This is a genomic window from Parasphingomonas zepuensis (assembly GCF_036663735.1).
Classification (GTDB): Bacteria; Pseudomonadota; Alphaproteobacteria; order Sphingomonadales; family Sphingomonadaceae; genus Sphingomonas.
Genome location: NZ_JAXOJO010000004.1, coordinates 167,949 through 183,507, shown reverse-complemented (window position 1 = coordinate 183,507; position 15,559 = coordinate 167,949). Strand labels below are relative to the sequence as shown.

Genomic DNA, 15,559 nt, shown 5'->3' with positions numbered 1-15,559 from the left:
GACCGGTCGTCTTATTATCGTCAAGCATTTTATGATGGGCCCACCGGTTTGTCCGGATGAACCATGTTTTCAGCCGCTGACACTACCGGATAAGACCGACACGCCTTGCGCGACGACCGTTGACGCCGTCTCACTGTGTTGATTCAAGGCTGTTTTGTCCACGCGCCTAATTTCCGTCTTCATAGCCGCTGACGGTTTCGAGAATCCTGGTCAGCGCCGCGCGCTCATCGAGCGTAAGCTCGGGCCGCCAGATTTCGAACAGGAGCACGACGCGAATCGAATCGCTCTCGTTCCAGGCTTCATGCTCGATCGAATCGTCGAAGATGACCGCCTCGCCTTCGCGCCAGGCGCGCGTCTCGTTACCGACGCGGAGCGCGCAATCGCCCGGAACCAGCAACGGAAGGTGGCAGATCAGCCGCGTATTGAGCATCCCGTGATGAGGCTGGATCCGGGTGTGGGGCCGCAACATCGAAAACAGCGCCATCGGCGATCGGCCGGCGATCCGCGGAATCGGCACCTGCTCAAGCGCGGCGACCGTCGCCGGGCAGCGCGTGGCGTTCTCCTCCACCAGGGCGCCGCCACGCCAGAGGTAGGACGCGCTCCAGCTGCGATCGTCGAGCAACGGGTTGGCCGGGCGCGGGCGGCCTGGCACGGCCTCGACATAGGGCATGAAACTGGGTGCGTCCTCGCGCATCAGCGCCAGCAGCTCGGCGCGGATATCCGGCGCCGCAGCCTCGAGTCCGGGCAGCCAGGCGAATTCATCCCGCTCGTAATATTGGCGCTGCGGCAGGCCGGGGAAATAGAACATCGATGGCTGCTGCAGATAGAGCTGGGTCCGGCCGAGCAGGAGATCGATCGCCTGGCGCACGCGCGCGCCGGCGGGCCCGTCCGGCAGGCCAGCAACGGTGTCGAGCAACCGGGCGGCGTACAGGCGATCCTGCTCGGCCTGCCAGGCGGCGGCGCGATCGAGCATCGCCGGGAGCTGACCTCTGACCTGGTCGGGCCGGGCCGTCGCAACATTGCGTGCGGTGGCGTAACACGCCGACGCTGCGCGGGTATCACCCGTCCTGACCTTCAGATCGCCGAGCATCAGCAGGCTCGCCAGATGACGCGTGTCTACCGCCAGATGCCGGTCGAGGGCTGCCTCCTCGCCCGCATCGTCGCCCAGTTGATGACAGGCTTGCGCCAGGAGGAACCAGGGCGGCGGGAAACCAGGCACGGAAGCTTCTATCAGAGCCTCGAAATGCCGGCGCGCCTGCGCCGGATTACCCCGGCGTAGCGCCGCAATCCCCTCCCCCGCCAGCGCTTCCGCGTCGATCTGCCCCCGCATCATGGGCCGACTATGACAGAGCTTAGCGATCCGCGAAACCGGCCCGGACGATCCACCAACCCCCGTTTCAGACCAGCGCCTCCAGCGGAGCAATCAGCGGCAGATCGGCCGGCGGCATGGCGAGGCCATGAAGCTCGGCCGGGCGGCACCACAGCAGCTCTTCTGCGTCGAGCGGACGCGGCGTGCCGGCCCATTCGCGGCAGATGTAGAGCAGGAGAAGCAGGTGCCGCCCCGCCAGCGGCGCGCTGGCGAAGGCAGCCGGCGCGAGGTGCGCGGGATCCACCACGATGCCGAGCTCCTCCGCCAGCTCGCGGACCAGCGCTGCCTCCGGCGTCTCGCCCGGCTCGATCTTGCCGCCGGGGAATTCCCACAGGCCGGCCAGCATCTTTCCGGCAGGGCGCCGCTGCACCAGGACGCGCCCCTCGCGATCGATCAACGCGACCGCCACCACGGGGAAAAGGACAGTGATCGCAGGATGTTCCGGGCTATTCGCCATTCATTAACTCACAAAGACTAGATTTCCGTGAAATATCCCGGTCAGGACGACGCTTCATGCCGATCAAGAAGATCCGAAGACTGGCGCGGGACCGCAAGGGCGGAACAGCGATCGAATATGGCCTGATCGCGGCGCTCGTCGTCATCGCCATGATCGCGTCCTTCATTCTTCTGGCAGATACCACGACCGGCATGTGGAGCAATGTCCACACCACGATCGAGACGGCGCGCACCGCCAATTGAACGGCCTTTCGAAAAAATCTTTCCGGCTTAAACTTTTTCTAAACCTAGATCTCCTAAATTGATGGAGCTGATCCGGGACACCGGATCGGCCGGGTACTGAAGCTTTAGAACCATTGGAGACAGAAATCATGCAGACCATCCGCAAGTTCATCAAGAACAGCAAGGGCGCCACCGCAATCGAATACGGCCTGATCGCCGCTCTGATCGCCGTCGCCGCCATTGCCGCGATGCAGGGCCTGGGCAACCAGCTCAAGACCACCTTCGGTAACGTCTCTTCGAACATGAAGGCTTCGTAAGCTTTCACTATCGACGAAATGGGGGCGGCGGAACTTCGGTTCCGCCGCCCTTTTTCGTGTTCGTATCGGAAAAGCGGTTGGGCAGTTGCATCTGGAAGACGCATCCGTCCCGCGTGAAAGAATGATCAGATGTCGAGCCAACGGCGCATCCCTGCGCCAGCCGCCGATTACAGCCGGCCGATCGCCAGGAATTTCGCGCGGCGCCCACGCCGCAGCTCGTCAGCATTCTGGTCGCCCAGTTCACCCAGTGCGCCGTCGATAGCATCGCCCAGATTGGCGATGGCCAGCGCCGGATCGCGGTGCGCGCCGCCCAGCGGCTCCGACACGATCGTATCGATCACGGCCAGTTCCTTCAGGTCCTGCGCGGTCACCTTCATCGCTTCGGCTGCCTCGGCTGCCTTGTCGGCGGTGCGCCACAGGATCGAGGCGCAGCCCTCGGGCGAGATCACCGAATAGACCGCGTGTTCGAACATCAGCACCCGGTTGCCCGCAGCGAGCGCAATCGCGCCGCCCGAACCGCCCTCTCCGACCACGGCCGAAATCAGCGGCACGCCCAGCGCGAGGCATTGTTCGGTCGAGCGGGCGATCGCCTCGGCCTGGCCACGCTCCTCGGCCTGCACGCCCGGGAAAGCGCCCGACGTGTCGACCAGGGTCAGCACCGGCAGGCCGAACCGGTCGGCCAGCTGCATCAGGCGAATCGCCTTGCGATAGCCCTCCGGCTTGCCCATGCCGAAATTGTGACGGAGCCGGCTGGCGGTATCGTCGCCCTTTTCATGGCCGATCACCATCACCTTGCGCCCGCGAAAGCGCGCGAAGCCGCCGAGAATCGCCTGATCGTCCCCGAACGCACGGTCGCCGGCGAGCGGCATGAATTCGTCGAACAGCCCGGCGACGTAATCGCCGAAATGCGGCCGCTCCCCGTGGCGCGCGACCTGAGTCTTCTGCCACGGCGTCAGCTTCGCATAGGTATCGCGCAGGAGCTTGTCGGACTTGGCCTGGAGCCGCCCGACCTCCGAATCGATATCGACCGCGCCATCGGCGGCGGTCTCGCGGAGCTGATCGATCCGGCCCTGAAGCTCGGCGATCGGTTTTTCGAAATCGAGGAAGCTTGCCATCGGTCGCGTCGGTTAGGCCCCGCGCCTCTTTACGTCAACGAGCGGATGGCAGGTGTTGACCAGCTCGACCAGCCGGCTGGCATCGACATGCGTATAAATCTCGGTCGTGGCGATATCGGCATGGCCGAGCATCGACTGCAGCGCGCGCAGATCCGCGCCGCCGGCGAGCAGGTGAGTCGCAAAGGCGTGGCGCAGCACGTGCGGGCTGACCCGGTCGGGCGGGATGCCGGCCTCGGCCGCCAGCCCCTTGAGCAGCTGATACAGCCGCACGCGCGACAGGAAGGACTTGCCCGAGGGAAACAACCAGATGCGATCGCTTGCGACATGAGCGCGCCACGCCGCCACGGCCGCCCGCGCGCGATCCGAGATCGGCACCAGCCGTTCCCGCCCGCCCTTGCCGCGCAGGATCAGATAAGGTCGGTCGGGTGCGATGGCGTTGCGCGGGAGCGAGACAAGCTCCGTCGCGCGCAGGCCGGAACCGTAGAGCAATTCGACCAGCGCCGAGAGCCTGAGATCGTTGGGATCGGCCGGCACGCGCGCGATCCGATCGGCGATCGCGGCGAACAGGCGATCGACATCGTCATGGCTCAGCACCTTGGGCAAGGGGCGCTGCGCCCCCGGCCGGGGCAGCGCGGCGCCGGGATCGTCGGTGCGGTGCCCCTCATCGGCGAGGAAGGCGAAGAATCGGCGGAGCGCCGCGGACTTCCTCGCTACGCTCGACCGGGAAAGCGCCAGCCACTCCCCGCCCAGGCGCGCCAGATCCTCCCGCGACGCCGCCACGAGGCGATGGTCCAGAAAAGCCGAGGCGAGCGAAAGATCGCTGCGATAGGCAGCGAGGGTGTTCGGCGCCGCACCCGCCTCTGCCGCCATCATCTCCAGGAAGCGCTCGATCAGCGCGCGATCCTTGCCCGGGCCGGGCGCGCCGGTCAAAGCCGCGCCAGGGCCTCGGCGGCGATCATCCGCGCCTCCGCCTCTAGCCCGACCGTGCGCAGCGCCGTGACGATGTGGAACAGCGCTTCGGGCGGCACCCCGCGCCACTGCGGCGTCTGCATGCCGATGGCGGCGAGCAGCAGCACCGTGCCGGGCTCCCGCCGCTGCGCCGCGCCGGCGATCGCCCGCGTCCACGCATTCTCGCTGCCGATCGCGATATCGAGCGATCTTGCCCCGCGCTCGATATCGTCCACCGGAAGCCGGCCGAGGCCCGCCATGCCGGCGAAGAACAGGCGCTGCTTCAGGCCGTTCGCATCGTTCGCGCTCTTGTACCGGCCGATCTCGGACCAGGAGGACCTCGCCGGATCGGGATTGGCGAGCGCGAGCATCGCCCAGGCGTCTCCGCCGACCGGAACGCTCGAGCGCCAGCGCATCGCGCCGCGATCGATCCCCGCGGTCAGCATCGCCGCGACCAGCCGGTCGGGATCGGCGCCCTCGGTCCCCGCGGGAATGCGCGCGGCGGCGCGGGCGGTCAGGATCAGCCGGGCGAAGCGCGCGTCAGGGGTCTGGACACCGTCCCACAGGCCCTTCAGCGCGGCGAGCCGGCCCGGGAAATCGCCGGCCGTATAGGCGCTGCGCAGATCGCGGGCGACGCCGGTTTCGGCAGCGGACGAATCATCCTCGGCATCGATCGCGCCGTAAAGATCGACCAGCGCCGCGCCGGAGAACACCCCGCGCACGGCGGCCTGTTCGGCCGCGCCGGCGCGCTGGCGCGCCGTCAGCGCCGGCGACAGCGCGCGCCAGCCCTGGACGTGCGGCGAAATCGTCGCGAGCAGCGTGGCTGGAATTTCGACGCCGGTCGCGGTGGCGAGTCCGTAGCGCCACGCGGTCAGGCGATCGACACTGTCCCATTCGATCGTCACCGCCTGCTGGCCGCTTGCCCCGCTGCCGGTGACCTTCTGCGCGAGCAGCAGATCGATCCCTTTGGCGAGGCCGCCGTTGCGGGCCGCGGTGATCAGGGCCTGCGCCTTGCGCGGCTCGCCGGAGAGGCCGGCGCACATCGCCTGGGCGAGCACCCAGGCGCGCTCCCGCCGGAGCGTCGCGCCGCCTTCCGCGACCGGGCACAGGCCGGCCGGATCGCCGGTGGCCAGCGCCGTCTGCATCGCCATCTCGTAGAGCTTTGGCGTGTAATCGATGCCGTCGACGCTCTGCACGACGCCGCGCGCCGAGATCGATTCGCCCATGCGCAACAGCAGCCAGGCGCGCTCGGCGGCGAAATCGGCACCGTTCACGCCGCGCGGAGTATCGAGCCGCGAGACCAGCGCACGCCGCAGGGCGATCGACAGCCAGCGCGACGCGATCGGCACGTCGAGACGGCGCATCAGCGATTCGAGATAGGGCCCTTCGGCCGTGCCGAACGCGCGCGGGGTGAGCCCGCCGCCGTCCGGGCCGACCGGCCCGACCGACGCCAGCGAACGACGCGCATAATCGGGCATGTCGTAGCGGGCGATTTGGGCCGGATCGAGCGGGACCGGCGCCTCAGGCGTCGCGGAGGCCGATGGCAGTGGCGTGGGCACGGCACCGGGATCGCCGCCCGGGATCGGGCTGGCCGAGGGGACCGGGGTGCTCGGTCGGGACGGCGCCGGCGCGGCGGTCGGCGTCGCGACGGGATCGCCGAAGCCGGGCGGCAGCAGCGATTCCGGCTTGTCCTGGCCCAGCGCGGGAAGCCCCGCGCCGATCAATATTGTGGCGATCGCGCCGAGCGCGACGCTAGTTCGAGAGATTCGCAAGCGGTACCACCTTCTCGACGCGGGTAAGCGGCTTCTCGTTCGACCGCCCGGCCAGGACGAACAGGCCCCCGATCACGACGACCAGGATGATGATGAGCGCGATTAGCGGACGGGACATGAGCGAACCTTGTACAGACAGCGGGAAACGGGCGTGAAAAAAATGGCTGCGCGCGCCTTTTGCCCGAGACGCGGGCTCGCTGTATAGCCCCCGCCTCCATGATGCAAAGCACCCCTCCCCTTCCGGACTGGACCGGCCTGCCGATCGTGCTCGTCGGGCTGATGGGTGCTGGAAAATCCACCGTCGGCCGCCGCCTTGCAGCCCGCATGCGGCTGCCCTTCGTCGATGCCGACTCGGAGATCGAGGCCGCCGCCGGCATGTCGATAAACGACATCTTCGAGCGATTCGGGGAGGCGCATTTCCGCGACGGCGAGCGTCGCGTGATCGCCCGGCTGATCGACGGCACGCCCAAGGTGATCGCCACCGGCGGCGGCGCCTTCGTCAATGACGAGACCCGATCGCTGATCCTCGATCAGGCGCTGGCGATCTGGCTCGACGCCAATCCGGCGGTTCTGGCCGAGCGAGTGAAGCGGCGCGACAGCCGCCCGCTGCTGCGCGGCCGCGATCCCCGCGCCGTGCTCGACGAACTGGCCAAGGTCCGCAATCCCTTCTACGCGCTGGCGCCGATCCGAATCCCCAGCCACCACGCGCCGCACGAGACCACCGTGAACGCGATCCTGAAGGCCCTGCACCCATGACGAGCATCACCGTTTCCCTCGGCGCGCGCAGCTATGAGGTGGTGATCGAGGATGGGCTGCTGACCAGCGCGGGCGAGCGGCTCGCGCCGCTGGCGCGGGGACGGACGATGGCGATCGTGACCGACGAGAATGTCCGGCCGCACCTCGCCACGCTGCAGGCCTCGCTGGCAGCGGCCGGCGTCGCGAGCGAAGCGATCGTGCTCGCACCCGGCGAGGGATCCAAGAGCTGGGCCACGCTGGAGACGCTGAGCGACCGGCTGCTCGATCTGGGAATCGAGCGCGGCGACCATGTCGTCGCGCTGGGCGGCGGCGTGATCGGCGATCTGGTCGGCTTCGCGACCGCGATCCTGAAGCGCGGCTGCGGCTTCGTGCAGATTCCGACGACTCTGCTGGCGCAGGTCGATTCCTCGGTCGGCGGGAAGACCGCGATCAACACCCGCGCCGGCAAGAATCTGATCGGTGCGTTCCACCAGCCGGCGCTGGTGCTGATAGATCCGCAGGTGCTCGACACGCTGCCGCTGCGCGAGGTGCGCGCCGGCTATGCCGAGGTGGTGAAATACGGGCTGATCGACGATTTCGCCTTTTTCGAATGGTGCGAGGCGCATGCCGCCGCGCTGCTCGCGGGCGATCCCGACGCCCGCGCCTATGCCATCGCGCACTCGGTCAGCGCCAAGGCGCGGATCGTCGCCGCCGACGAGCGCGAGACGACCGGGGTTCGGGCGCTGCTCAACCTGGGCCATACGTTCGGCCATGCGCTCGAAGCGGAGGCGGGCTTTTCGGACCGGCTGCTCCACGGCGAGGCCGTCGCGGCGGGCATGGCGCTGGCGTTCGGCTATTCGGCGGCGAAGGGACTGGCGCCGGGCCAGGATGCCGAGCGGGTCGCGGCGCATCTGCGCGCGGCCGGCCTGCCGGACGGCGTGGCCGCGGCAGGAATCGAGGCGGGCGGCGTGACGCTGGTCGATCACATGCTGCACGACAAGAAAATGGACGCCGGTACCCTGCCCTTCCTCCTCGCGCGCGGCATCGGGCAGACTTTTCTCGACAAATCCGTGGAGCTGGCTGACGTAGCGGCGTTTCTCGACGGCCCGACCAGCCAGGGCGGCGAACGTTAAATCAGCCAACATCGTCCAGGATCCTCTTCCCCGGCGAAGGCCGGGGTCCAGTTGGGGTACGATCATGACGAAGCGCTACGCGTAATTATTACAACCTTTCCAGCTGGACCCCGGCCTTCGCCGGGGAAGCGAAGAGAAGAAGAGTCGAGCGCGTCTATTGATCGGTTTCAAATTTCAGGGACACTATACTTAACTATCTTCAGCGCTCTCGGCGAAATCATCTGTCAAAGACGGATGCCAGTTAAGTATAGTTTCCCCGAATCTTCCGATGGCGAAAAACACCTGTTTGCCGGTCACTCGACCCCGCTACTCCGAAAGGGATCGAGAATGAGATTGCCGAATCAGCAAGCACGATTTTGTTAGTCCGTTCGATAAAGCTGGTCGCGATGGTGCATAATATAGCGATGAACATAGTGCGCTGATGCTTCCTTTGCCTCGGTGCTATAGAACCAGTCGTCGAAAGCTTCTGCCTCGTCGCCTGGTGGCGGGTCAAAGTCGAAAAAGCGCTCTCCGCCGGATGCCATTTCACCGCTGAGAACCGCCAATTGGTACTTAAGTTGCAATTGCGCTTCATCATTCAGGAGGTGAACGGTCGCAATGCTACCAGCCGTCGTCGGCTGCCACCAACGCTTCTTACGACGCGCAAGATGACCAACCACTCGCATTCGGCTCGCCGCCCACTTTATGGGATCATCCTTCAATGGAACTGGCTGTCGTCTAACGGGAGCCGAAGCATCGGATGCCTGTTCGGTCATGGCGCGGCAAAACCGCTCATTGAGATCCGGCCATTCCAGCGAGCCTACCGCTCCAACCGCCAAAGGTAGCGCATTCGCGTAGTTATCGCAGAATTGAATGAACCCCCCGTTGCTGACTTGGCCCACGATGTCGGACCACATCATCAGCGTTCGCTGCGCTGGTGCCAGAGCGAGATGGCCGGGGTGGCCGTATGAATTCCAGCCCTCGACATTCATCACGGACGATACGTGGATCAAGCGTTCGCCGGTCATCCACCAATTCGGATAAGTGTCGCTGGCAGCTTCGGCAAATTCGTCATCAGTCATGACGGGGCGGGTATCAATCACGGGCGCTCCAGTGTCGGCGGTCTTGCCATCACTTCGTACACCTGTTGGTTGCCTTGAAACTACAAATATCAAGCGACAAACGTGTGATAGGCAGCATCCTCAGAAGGCCGCGTTATAAAGCGATTGGGGGACAATACCGGATTCAGAAATTTTAAATTTCAGGGGAACTATACTTACTATCTTCAGCGCTCTAGGCGAAATCAACTATCAAAGACAAATGACAGTTAAATATAGCGTCGCCAAGCCTTCTGGTGGCCAGCGTAAGTTCATCGCCCTCCGAAGATTGGGGGCAGCGACCAACCTTCGTAGACGATTCCATAGCTACTTGCGATGTCTCGAAGCCTCGCACTCAACTCACGCAGCGCCTCGTCATCGGACGTTCCGTCCCACTGCATTTCGATCGTAGTCTCGTCGTAAACGGGCGGGAGTCGAGTGATCTCCCATCCGGTCATGGCCATATCGCGCTGAAAATACTCTAGTGACACCTTCGACCCGCTGAACCGAACAGTGATCGGGCGGGTGGCGGTGGAATCGTCGTCAGATTCGCGCAAGGCGCGAACGGCGAGCGCGTCGGCTTCGAGCAGAGTCCATGTTCGAGGATCGAGCATGGTTCGCGCATACGATATGTTGCGTGGGTCCGCTACCGTGGCACTTGCCGCCCAGCCGCTTTCCATCCCGAAACATGCCCGTCGGCTTTCAGGCGGCTCGCGTCGATCGATGGGACGGGAACGGGGAAAAATTTGGTGGTTAGCTGTCATTGCCCGGACGATCATGGAGCGGCCGCGCAGTGAACTTCCAAAGGCCTCTTGTGATTGTCGTCACCGAAAGAATTAGGAGGCCGGCCATCGGGCACAGCGCGAGATATAGGACGTAATCAAGTGACTGCGACAACGATGGTGGGGCATCGGAAAAGGTGCCTCCAGGGATAACAGCAAATGATCCCGCGATCGGAAGCAGCGCCAAGCAAAGAAGGAAACCGCCCAACTTCAGCTGCCTGCTCTGGGGCATTGTTCTGAGATAGCTTTCGGCGATGAGCACCACCACCATTGTCGGGGCGATGACGGTCACGGAGGCAAAGAGGTTCATCGTCCGCCACTCGTTCCCTACTGCCCCGACGAGCCCTTGGTAGCTGTGGCGGCAAGCGTCCGCAATTGGGCGCTTCAAGACCGGCGGCTCTTTCCTCCTGCCGGACGCTTACCTCTGAACGGATAGCGGTCGGCTTCAACGCGCGCCGCGCCGGTCGGATGCGATCGCCTGCCCCGCGCCAAATCTTCGAAGGGTTATCCTCTTCCGCGGAGGATAAAAGCAGGCCTTCGACACCCCCATCATGTCCAGGGCCCCAAACGGGATTGGTCAGCTCACCCCGAAATGCGGTGGCGCGCGCTCCACGCCAGCCACAGCCAGCCCGCGATCAGCAGCACCCCGCCGATCGGCGTGACCGCTCCAAGGATGCGCGGCGCCCCGAGCGCCATCAGATACAGCGAAATGGCAAAAATCGCGCCGCCCGCGAGGAACAACCAGGCGGGTCCCTTCGCCTCCAGCCGCAGCACCGCCAGCGCGGCGACGGCGTGGATCATCTGATATTGCGCGCCGGTCCTGAGCCAGTCGGCAGCGACACCGCTCGCGCCATGCGCGCCAAAGGCGCCGGCGGCCACGGCAAGCGCGCCCGACAGGGCAGCGGCGATCACGATCGGGTTCATGGCATTCCTTCAGCTTTGCAGGGCCGCCAGCTGCGCCCAGCCATAGGCCAGCGCCAGCACGACCGCGACGAACAGGGCCGCGCAGCTGATCGCCAGCACGGCCCCGGCGAGCATATCCTTGATCGCCTTGATTTCAGGGTGAATGCCGGGATGGAGCAGATCGATGACCGCTTCGAGCGCGGAATTGATCAGTTCCAGCGCGAGCACCAGCGCGCAGACGACCCCGATCAGCGCCCACCAGATCGGTGGCGGGCGGAGCACGATCAGGGCGGCAAAGGCGACGAGCGCACACCAGGCCTGCGTGCGGAAGCTGCGCTCGCGGCGCCACGCGACCTTCCAGCCCGACAGCGCGAAACCGATCCGCGCGCCGATCGAGCGGTTCTTCACTGCGTTTCGCTTTCGCCGCGGACCGGCTGGACGATCATCCGGTCGCCGGCCGCGCGAATATCGCCGGCCTCGACCTGAGCCTTGAGCCGTTCCTTGTCGCGCGCCCGGTACATATCCTCGGTCCGGTTGATCTCATCGTCCTCGATGTCCAGGCTGGAGAGCGCCATGCGCGCCATCTTGATCGCAGATTCGAGCACTTCGCGGACGACGCCGCGGACCGGCGCGCCCTTCAGCTTGATCAGCGAGCGCCGGTCATAGGCGCGCACGAAGATACCGGCCCTGGGGAAGGCTTCGTGCACTGCCTCGATCATTTCCGGCGTGATCTGATCGCCGTCCGTGCAGAACAGGATCAGCTCCGCCTCGCCTGCGCCGGCCTGGCGCAGCAGATCGAGCCGGGTGCCGTCGCCATAATAGACTTTCGCGCCGAAATTGGCGGCGACGTCGATCATCTCGATATCGGTATCGATCAGGGTGACCGGCACGCCCTGCGCGATCAGCATCTGGCCGACCGTCTGGCCAAACCGGCCATAGCCGACGATCAGGGCATTGGCGCCGTCCGACATCGGGCCTTCGCGCGTGCCGCCATCGGTTTCGGGCTCGGTGCGGATACGCTCCGTCACCTTCATCAGGAACGGGGTGGTGGCCATGGAGAGAGTCACGATCGCCCCGAACAGGCTCGCCGCCTCGGGCTGGATCAGCATCGCATTCTGCGCCTGGGCGAACAGCACGAAGCCGAATTCGCCGCCCTGGCTGAGCAACAGGCCAAGCGCCAGCGCGCCGCGCCAGGTCATCTTGAACAGCAAGCCGAGGCCCATGATGATCACCAGCTTTGTCGCGATCAGCGCCAGCGCCATGCCGACGACGAAGAAGGGCCGATCCGCGATCGCATGGAGATCGAGCATCATGCCCACCGCGAGGAAGAACAGCCCGAGCAGAATCGAGCGGAACGGCTCGACATCGGCCTCCAGCTCGTGCCGATAGGGGCTGTCCGCCAGCATCACGCCGGCGACGAAGGCACCGAGCGCGGTCGACAGATGCAGTGCCTCCATCAGCGCCGCCGCGGCGATCACCGTGAACAGCCCCGCGAACACGAACATCTCGCGCTCGCCCATATTGCCGATGATGCGGAACAGCGGCCGCAACCCGTAGCGCCCGGCCAGGATCAGCCCGGCGACCGCCAGCACGGTATAAAGGAACAGCTGCCAGCCGGGCGGGCCAGCGGCATCGGCCGGGTTGCGGGACATCACCGCGATGATCGTGATCAGCGGGACGATCGACAGATCCTGGAACAGCAGGATCGAAAAGGCGCGCTCTCCGAACGGGGTCCGCATGCGGCCGGCCGATTGCAGCATCGGCAGCACCTGCGCGGTCGAGGAAAGCGCGAGCGGCAGGCCGAGGGCAAGCGCGGCAGCGAGCGAGGATTGCGTGACGAGCCAGACCACCATCGAAACCGCGATGCCGCACAGCACGACCTGCATCAGGCCGAGCGCGAAAATCTCGTTCTTCAGGCGCCACAGGCGCGCGGGGTTGAGCTCGAGCCCGACGATGAACAGCAGCAGGGTGATGCCGAGCTCGGCCACGGTGATCATGGCCTCGGCCCCGCCGACCAGCCCGAGCGCCTGAGGCCCGACGAGCGCGCCCGCAACCAGATAGCCCAGCGTCGCACCGAGCCCGAAGCGGCGGAAGATCAGGACGAAGACGAGCCCGAAGCCGAGCAGCATCACCGCATCGGTGAGCACCGACTCGCTCACGCGACCTGCCTCGCACGGGCGGTTTCGGCCGCTTCGGCCGCGGCCTCGAAGGCAAGACGGATCGACGCATGGCGCGCGCTGTGCGGCAGCGCCGGGGCGAACAGCGCGAAGCCCGGCCAGTCGGGCAACGGCCCCTCCCCCGCCAGCCACGCGGTCAGCGCGTCCCGCGCGGCGGCGAGCTCCTCGGGGGATTTGCCGATCACGCTGGCGCCGAGCAGCGACGAGGATGCCTGGCCGAGCGCACAGGCCCGCACCAGCAGGCCCACCTCGCTCACCCGCCCGGCCGCATCGACATTCACGTCGACCGTCACGCGGCTGCCGCATACGGGCGAGCGCTTCTCCGCGCTGCCCATCGGATCGGGCAGGCGATCGTGATGCGGGATGGTCGCGGCGAGGCGCAATATCTCGGTATTGTAGAGCGGCACGTTCACTTGCTTTCCCCGCTGGAATTGGTGGTCGCGGGCGCGGTGGCGACGATGGATGCGTTGCCGAAGACCGGCTGCCCCTTGCGCCGGCGATCGACGAAATCGGCGATGCTGGCGCTGGTGGTGTTGAGCAGGGGGTATGTCCGCGCCGAGGTGAGCCAGAGCGGCCGATGCGCCGGGCCGCCGCTCACTGTATCCGTCATCAAGGCGACGAGAAGAAAGCCGAGGCTGGCGAGGATCAGGCCCTTCAGCGCCCCGAACCCGAAGCCAAGCGCGCGATCGACCGGCCCGACGATCGAATCGCGGGTGCGCGACCCGAGCGCCTTGGCCACCGCGCGCCCGGCGAAATAGGTGACGCCGGCGATGATCGCAAAGGCCAGCACGGCCGCACCGGTGACGGTGCCGACCGAGCCCGCCAGCAATTTCGCCAGCGGCATGTGGAACAGCTTGAGCGCGAACACGATCGCGACCCAGGCGAACAGCGACAATATCTCGGTCACGAAGCCGCGCATCAGCCCGAGGATCGCCGCGCCGCCGACCGCGATCAGGACGAGAATATCGAGTGTGGTTAATCCCATCGCGGTACGTCCTGATCCCCCGTGTCCGTCCCGAGATGGGGAGTGGCCAGCGCCGTCGCTATCCCCGCCCGAGCATATGGTCAACGAACTGGCCGAGCGTGCGGAAACCGGAGAGCTTCAAGGCGGTCTTCTCGCTGGTTACCGCGGCGGGCACCAGCGCACGTTCGAAGCCGAGCTTGCCCGATTCCTTGAGCCTCAGCGCGCCGTGCGCGACCGGACGAATCTCGCCCGACAGCGCGATCTCGCCGAACGCGACCGCGTCCGACGGCACCGGCCGCTCGCTGAGCGCCGAGACGAGCGCCGCGGCGACCGCGAGGTCCGCCGCCGGATCCTGCACGCGGTAGCCGCCGGCGATGTTGAGATACACCTCGGAGGACGAGAAGCTGAGCCCGCAGCGCGCCTCGAGCACGGCCAGCACCATCGCCAGCCGGCCGGAATCCCAGCCGACCACCGCGCGCCGCGGCGTCGCGCCGCTGGCCAGCCGCACGACCAGCGCCTGGATCTCGACCAATACCGGCCGGGTGCCCTCCAGCGCGGGGAAGACGGTCGTGCCGGTCACGCCCTCGTCGCGCTGGGTGAGGAACAGCGCGCTCGGGTTGGCGATTTCCGCAAGGCCTTCGGCGACCATCGCGAACACGCCGATCTCGTCCGTGCCGCCGAAGCGGTTCTTGATCGCGCGGAGGATGCGATATTGGTGGCTGCGCTCGCCCTCGAAGCTCAGCACGGTATCGACCATATGTTCGAGCACGCGCGGGCCGGCGATGCTGCCGTCCTTGGTGACATGGCCGACCAGCACCACCGCGGTGCCGCGTTCCTTGGCGAAACGGATCAGTTCCTGCGCGGAGGCGCGCACCTGGCTGACCGTGCCGGGCGCGCCTTCGATCAGGTCCGAATGCATGGTCTGGATCGAATCGATCACAAGCAGCGCCGGGGCCGGACCCTGGCGCATCGTCGTCAGGATATCGCGCGTGGAGGTGGCGGCGGCAAGCTGCACCGGCGCATGGCCGAGGCCAAGCCGCCGCGCGCGCAGGCGGACCTGATCGGCGGCCTCCTCGCCGGAGACATAGGCGACCGAGAGGCCAGCCAGCGCCATCTTCGCCGCTGCCTGGAGCAGCAGAGTCGATTTGCCGATGCCGGGATCGCCGCCGATCAGGGTCGCCGACCCCTCGACGAAACCGCCGCCCAGAGCGCGATCGAGCTCGGCAATGCCGCTCTGCATGCGTTCGGGCAGCGCGATTTCGGCATCGAGCCCGACCATCGTCATCGCCCGGCCGCCGGATTGCAGGTTATGCTTGGCCTGGAAGGGCGTCACCGTGCCGCCGACTTCCTCGACCAGCGTGTTCCACTCGGCGCAATCGGCGCACTGCCCCGCCCAGCGGTTCGCGACCGATCCGCAGGCCTGGCAGACATAGCGCTTCTGGGGTTTTGCCATGCCGAAGCCTTAGCGAGAAAAGAACGGGAGGGGAACAAACTTTCATCAGCACATCATGCCGGACTTGTTGGCGCTTGTCCCATTCGACCAGGAACCCTCGTGTCCCCGCGAAGGCGGGGACCCAGTCTGTGCTCCCG

Annotated in this window: 19 protein-coding genes; 4 read left to right on the top strand and 15 right to left on the bottom strand. The window is 66.3% G+C overall.

Annotated elements, in window-relative coordinates:
- Window positions 1-166 precede the first annotated feature (166 nt).
- Both U1769_RS16030 and U1769_RS16025 read right to left on the bottom strand, forming a co-directional pair.
- Window positions 167-1,333 (bottom strand): aspartyl/asparaginyl beta-hydroxylase domain-containing protein, encoded by a 1,167-nt coding sequence (locus tag U1769_RS16030; RefSeq protein ID WP_332717966.1) that lies wholly within the window; start codon window positions 1,331-1,333, stop codon window positions 167-169.
- 64 nt (window positions 1,334-1,397) lie between these two features.
- A complete protein-coding gene (locus tag U1769_RS16025) occupies window positions 1,398-1,826 on the bottom strand; it encodes a (deoxy)nucleoside triphosphate pyrophosphohydrolase (RefSeq protein ID WP_332717964.1) in 429 nt (142 codons plus the stop codon).
- Window positions 1,827-1,882: 56 nt separating this feature from the next.
- On the opposite strand from U1769_RS16025, the gene U1769_RS16020 reads away from it, so the two are divergent.
- Complete coding sequence (locus U1769_RS16020; protein WP_332717962.1) at window positions 1,883-2,068, top strand: Flp family type IVb pilin; 186 nt, start codon at window positions 1,883-1,885, stop codon at window positions 2,066-2,068.
- Between the two features lie 128 nt (window positions 2,069-2,196).
- On the top strand, window positions 2,197-2,364 hold the full coding sequence (locus U1769_RS16015; RefSeq protein ID WP_242146058.1) for a Flp family type IVb pilin: 168 nt from the start codon (window positions 2,197-2,199) through the stop codon (window positions 2,362-2,364).
- Between the two features lie 167 nt (window positions 2,365-2,531).
- Here the strand turns inward: U1769_RS16015 and U1769_RS16010 are convergent, their stop codons facing one another.
- Genes U1769_RS16010 through U1769_RS15995 form a run of 4 tightly spaced genes read right to left on the bottom strand, consistent with a single transcriptional unit; the run spans window position 2,532 to window position 6,317 of the window.
- Complete coding sequence (locus U1769_RS16010) at window positions 2,532-3,479, bottom strand: acetyl-CoA carboxylase carboxyltransferase subunit alpha (protein ID WP_332717958.1); 948 nt, start codon at window positions 3,477-3,479, stop codon at window positions 2,532-2,534.
- Window positions 3,480-3,491: 12 nt separating this feature from the next.
- The gene (locus U1769_RS16005) at window positions 3,492-4,352 is read right to left on the bottom strand and encodes a tyrosine-type recombinase/integrase (protein ID WP_443030400.1); all 861 of its coding nucleotides are present in this window, start codon (window positions 4,350-4,352) and stop codon (window positions 3,492-3,494) included.
- 53 nt (window positions 4,353-4,405) lie between these two features.
- On the bottom strand, window positions 4,406-6,199 hold the full coding sequence (locus U1769_RS16000) for a hypothetical protein (protein ID WP_332717954.1): 1,794 nt from the start codon (window positions 6,197-6,199) through the stop codon (window positions 4,406-4,408).
- Window positions 6,180-6,317: a hypothetical protein gene (locus U1769_RS15995; protein ID WP_332717952.1), complete on the bottom strand. Its 138-nt coding sequence runs from the start codon at window positions 6,315-6,317 to the stop codon at window positions 6,180-6,182. Before U1769_RS15995 ends, U1769_RS16000 begins: the two co-directional genes overlap by 20 nt.
- Before the next feature lie 101 nt (window positions 6,318-6,418).
- On the opposite strand from U1769_RS15995, the gene U1769_RS15990 reads away from it, so the two are divergent.
- Complete coding sequence (locus tag U1769_RS15990; protein WP_443030374.1) at window positions 6,419-6,955, top strand: shikimate kinase; 537 nt, start codon at window positions 6,419-6,421, stop codon at window positions 6,953-6,955.
- Window positions 6,952-8,067 carry a 3-dehydroquinate synthase gene (gene aroB, locus U1769_RS15985; protein WP_332717948.1) on the top strand — a complete coding sequence of 372 codons (1,116 nt, stop codon included), beginning with the start codon at window positions 6,952-6,954 and terminating at the stop codon, window positions 8,065-8,067. Before U1769_RS15990 ends, aroB begins: the two co-directional genes overlap by 4 nt.
- A 359-nt stretch (window positions 8,068-8,426) precedes the next feature.
- On the opposite strand, the gene U1769_RS15980 is transcribed toward aroB, so the two are convergent.
- From U1769_RS15980 to radA, 9 genes are all read right to left on the bottom strand, one after another.
- The gene (locus U1769_RS15980; RefSeq protein WP_332717946.1) at window positions 8,427-9,128 is read right to left on the bottom strand and encodes a DMP19 family protein; all 702 of its coding nucleotides are present in this window, start codon (window positions 9,126-9,128) and stop codon (window positions 8,427-8,429) included.
- Between the two features lie 287 nt (window positions 9,129-9,415).
- Complete coding sequence (locus U1769_RS15975; protein WP_332717944.1) at window positions 9,416-9,757, bottom strand: ribonuclease E inhibitor RraB; 342 nt, start codon at window positions 9,755-9,757, stop codon at window positions 9,416-9,418.
- Window positions 9,758-9,896: 139 nt separating this feature from the next.
- Entirely contained in the window at window positions 9,897-10,235 is a 339-nt protein-coding gene (locus tag U1769_RS15970; RefSeq protein ID WP_332717942.1) for a hypothetical protein, read from the bottom strand.
- A 272-nt stretch (window positions 10,236-10,507) separates the two neighbouring features.
- Window positions 10,508-10,849, bottom strand: a complete 342-nt coding sequence (locus U1769_RS15965) for a DUF423 domain-containing protein (protein WP_332717940.1) — start codon at window positions 10,847-10,849, stop codon at window positions 10,508-10,510.
- Between the two features lie 9 nt (window positions 10,850-10,858).
- Entirely contained in the window at window positions 10,859-11,236 is a 378-nt protein-coding gene (locus tag U1769_RS15960; RefSeq protein WP_332717938.1) for a diacylglycerol kinase, read from the bottom strand.
- Complete coding sequence (locus tag U1769_RS15955; RefSeq protein ID WP_443030398.1) at window positions 11,233-12,957, bottom strand: cation:proton antiporter domain-containing protein; 1,725 nt, start codon at window positions 12,955-12,957, stop codon at window positions 11,233-11,235. The genes U1769_RS15960 and U1769_RS15955 overlap by 4 nt, the downstream gene beginning before the upstream one ends.
- Before the next feature lie 26 nt (window positions 12,958-12,983).
- On the bottom strand, window positions 12,984-13,418 hold the full coding sequence (locus tag U1769_RS15950; RefSeq protein WP_332717934.1) for an iron-sulfur cluster assembly scaffold protein: 435 nt from the start codon (window positions 13,416-13,418) through the stop codon (window positions 12,984-12,986).
- Complete coding sequence (locus U1769_RS15945) at window positions 13,415-13,990, bottom strand: CvpA family protein (protein WP_332717932.1); 576 nt, start codon at window positions 13,988-13,990, stop codon at window positions 13,415-13,417. The genes U1769_RS15950 and U1769_RS15945 overlap by 4 nt, the downstream gene beginning before the upstream one ends.
- Before the next feature lie 58 nt (window positions 13,991-14,048).
- The gene (gene radA / locus U1769_RS15940; protein WP_332717930.1) at window positions 14,049-15,422 is read right to left on the bottom strand and encodes a DNA repair protein RadA; all 1,374 of its coding nucleotides are present in this window, start codon (window positions 15,420-15,422) and stop codon (window positions 14,049-14,051) included.
- Window positions 15,423-15,559: the final 137 nt, after the last annotated feature.

Excerpts from the sequence above, each read along its gene's own strand:
- U1769_RS15975 (WP_332717944.1), bottom strand. The coding sequence starts at position 9,757 with ATGCTCGATCCTCGAACATGGACTCTGCTCGAAGCCGACGCGCTCGCC.
- U1769_RS16010 (WP_332717958.1), bottom strand. The coding sequence starts at position 3,479 with ATGGCAAGCTTCCTCGATTTCGAAAAACCGATCGCCGAGCTTCAGGGC.
- U1769_RS15965 (WP_332717940.1), bottom strand. The coding sequence starts at position 10,849 with ATGAACCCGATCGTGATCGCCGCTGCCCTGTCGGGCGCGCTTGCCGTG.
- radA (WP_332717930.1), bottom strand. The coding sequence starts at position 15,422 with ATGGCAAAACCCCAGAAGCGCTATGTCTGCCAGGCCTGCGGATCGGTC.
- aroB (WP_332717948.1), top strand. The coding sequence starts at position 6,952 with ATGACGAGCATCACCGTTTCCCTCGGCGCGCGCAGCTATGAGGTGGTG.
- U1769_RS16015 (WP_242146058.1), top strand. The coding sequence starts at position 2,197 with ATGCAGACCATCCGCAAGTTCATCAAGAACAGCAAGGGCGCCACCGCA.
- U1769_RS16025 (WP_332717964.1), bottom strand. The coding sequence starts at position 1,826 with ATGGCGAATAGCCCGGAACATCCTGCGATCACTGTCCTTTTCCCCGTG.
- U1769_RS15995 (WP_332717952.1), bottom strand. The coding sequence starts at position 6,317 with ATGTCCCGTCCGCTAATCGCGCTCATCATCATCCTGGTCGTCGTGATC.
- U1769_RS16020 (WP_332717962.1), top strand. The coding sequence starts at position 1,883 with ATGCCGATCAAGAAGATCCGAAGACTGGCGCGGGACCGCAAGGGCGGA.
- U1769_RS15955 (WP_443030398.1), bottom strand. The coding sequence starts at position 12,957 with ATGCTGCTCGGCTTCGGGCTCGTCTTCGTCCTGATCTTCCGCCGCTTC.
- U1769_RS15970 (WP_332717942.1), bottom strand. The coding sequence starts at position 10,235 with ATGAACCTCTTTGCCTCCGTGACCGTCATCGCCCCGACAATGGTGGTG.
- U1769_RS15980 (WP_332717946.1), bottom strand. The coding sequence starts at position 9,128 with ATGACTGATGACGAATTTGCCGAAGCTGCCAGCGACACTTATCCGAAT.
- U1769_RS16005 (WP_443030400.1), bottom strand. The coding sequence starts at position 4,352 with ATGATGGCGGCAGAGGCGGGTGCGGCGCCGAACACCCTCGCTGCCTAT.
- U1769_RS16030 (WP_332717966.1), bottom strand. The coding sequence starts at position 1,333 with ATGATGCGGGGGCAGATCGACGCGGAAGCGCTGGCGGGGGAGGGGATT.
- U1769_RS15945 (WP_332717932.1), bottom strand. The coding sequence starts at position 13,990 with ATGGGATTAACCACACTCGATATTCTCGTCCTGATCGCGGTCGGCGGC.
- U1769_RS15990 (WP_443030374.1), top strand. The coding sequence starts at position 6,419 with ATGCAAAGCACCCCTCCCCTTCCGGACTGGACCGGCCTGCCGATCGTG.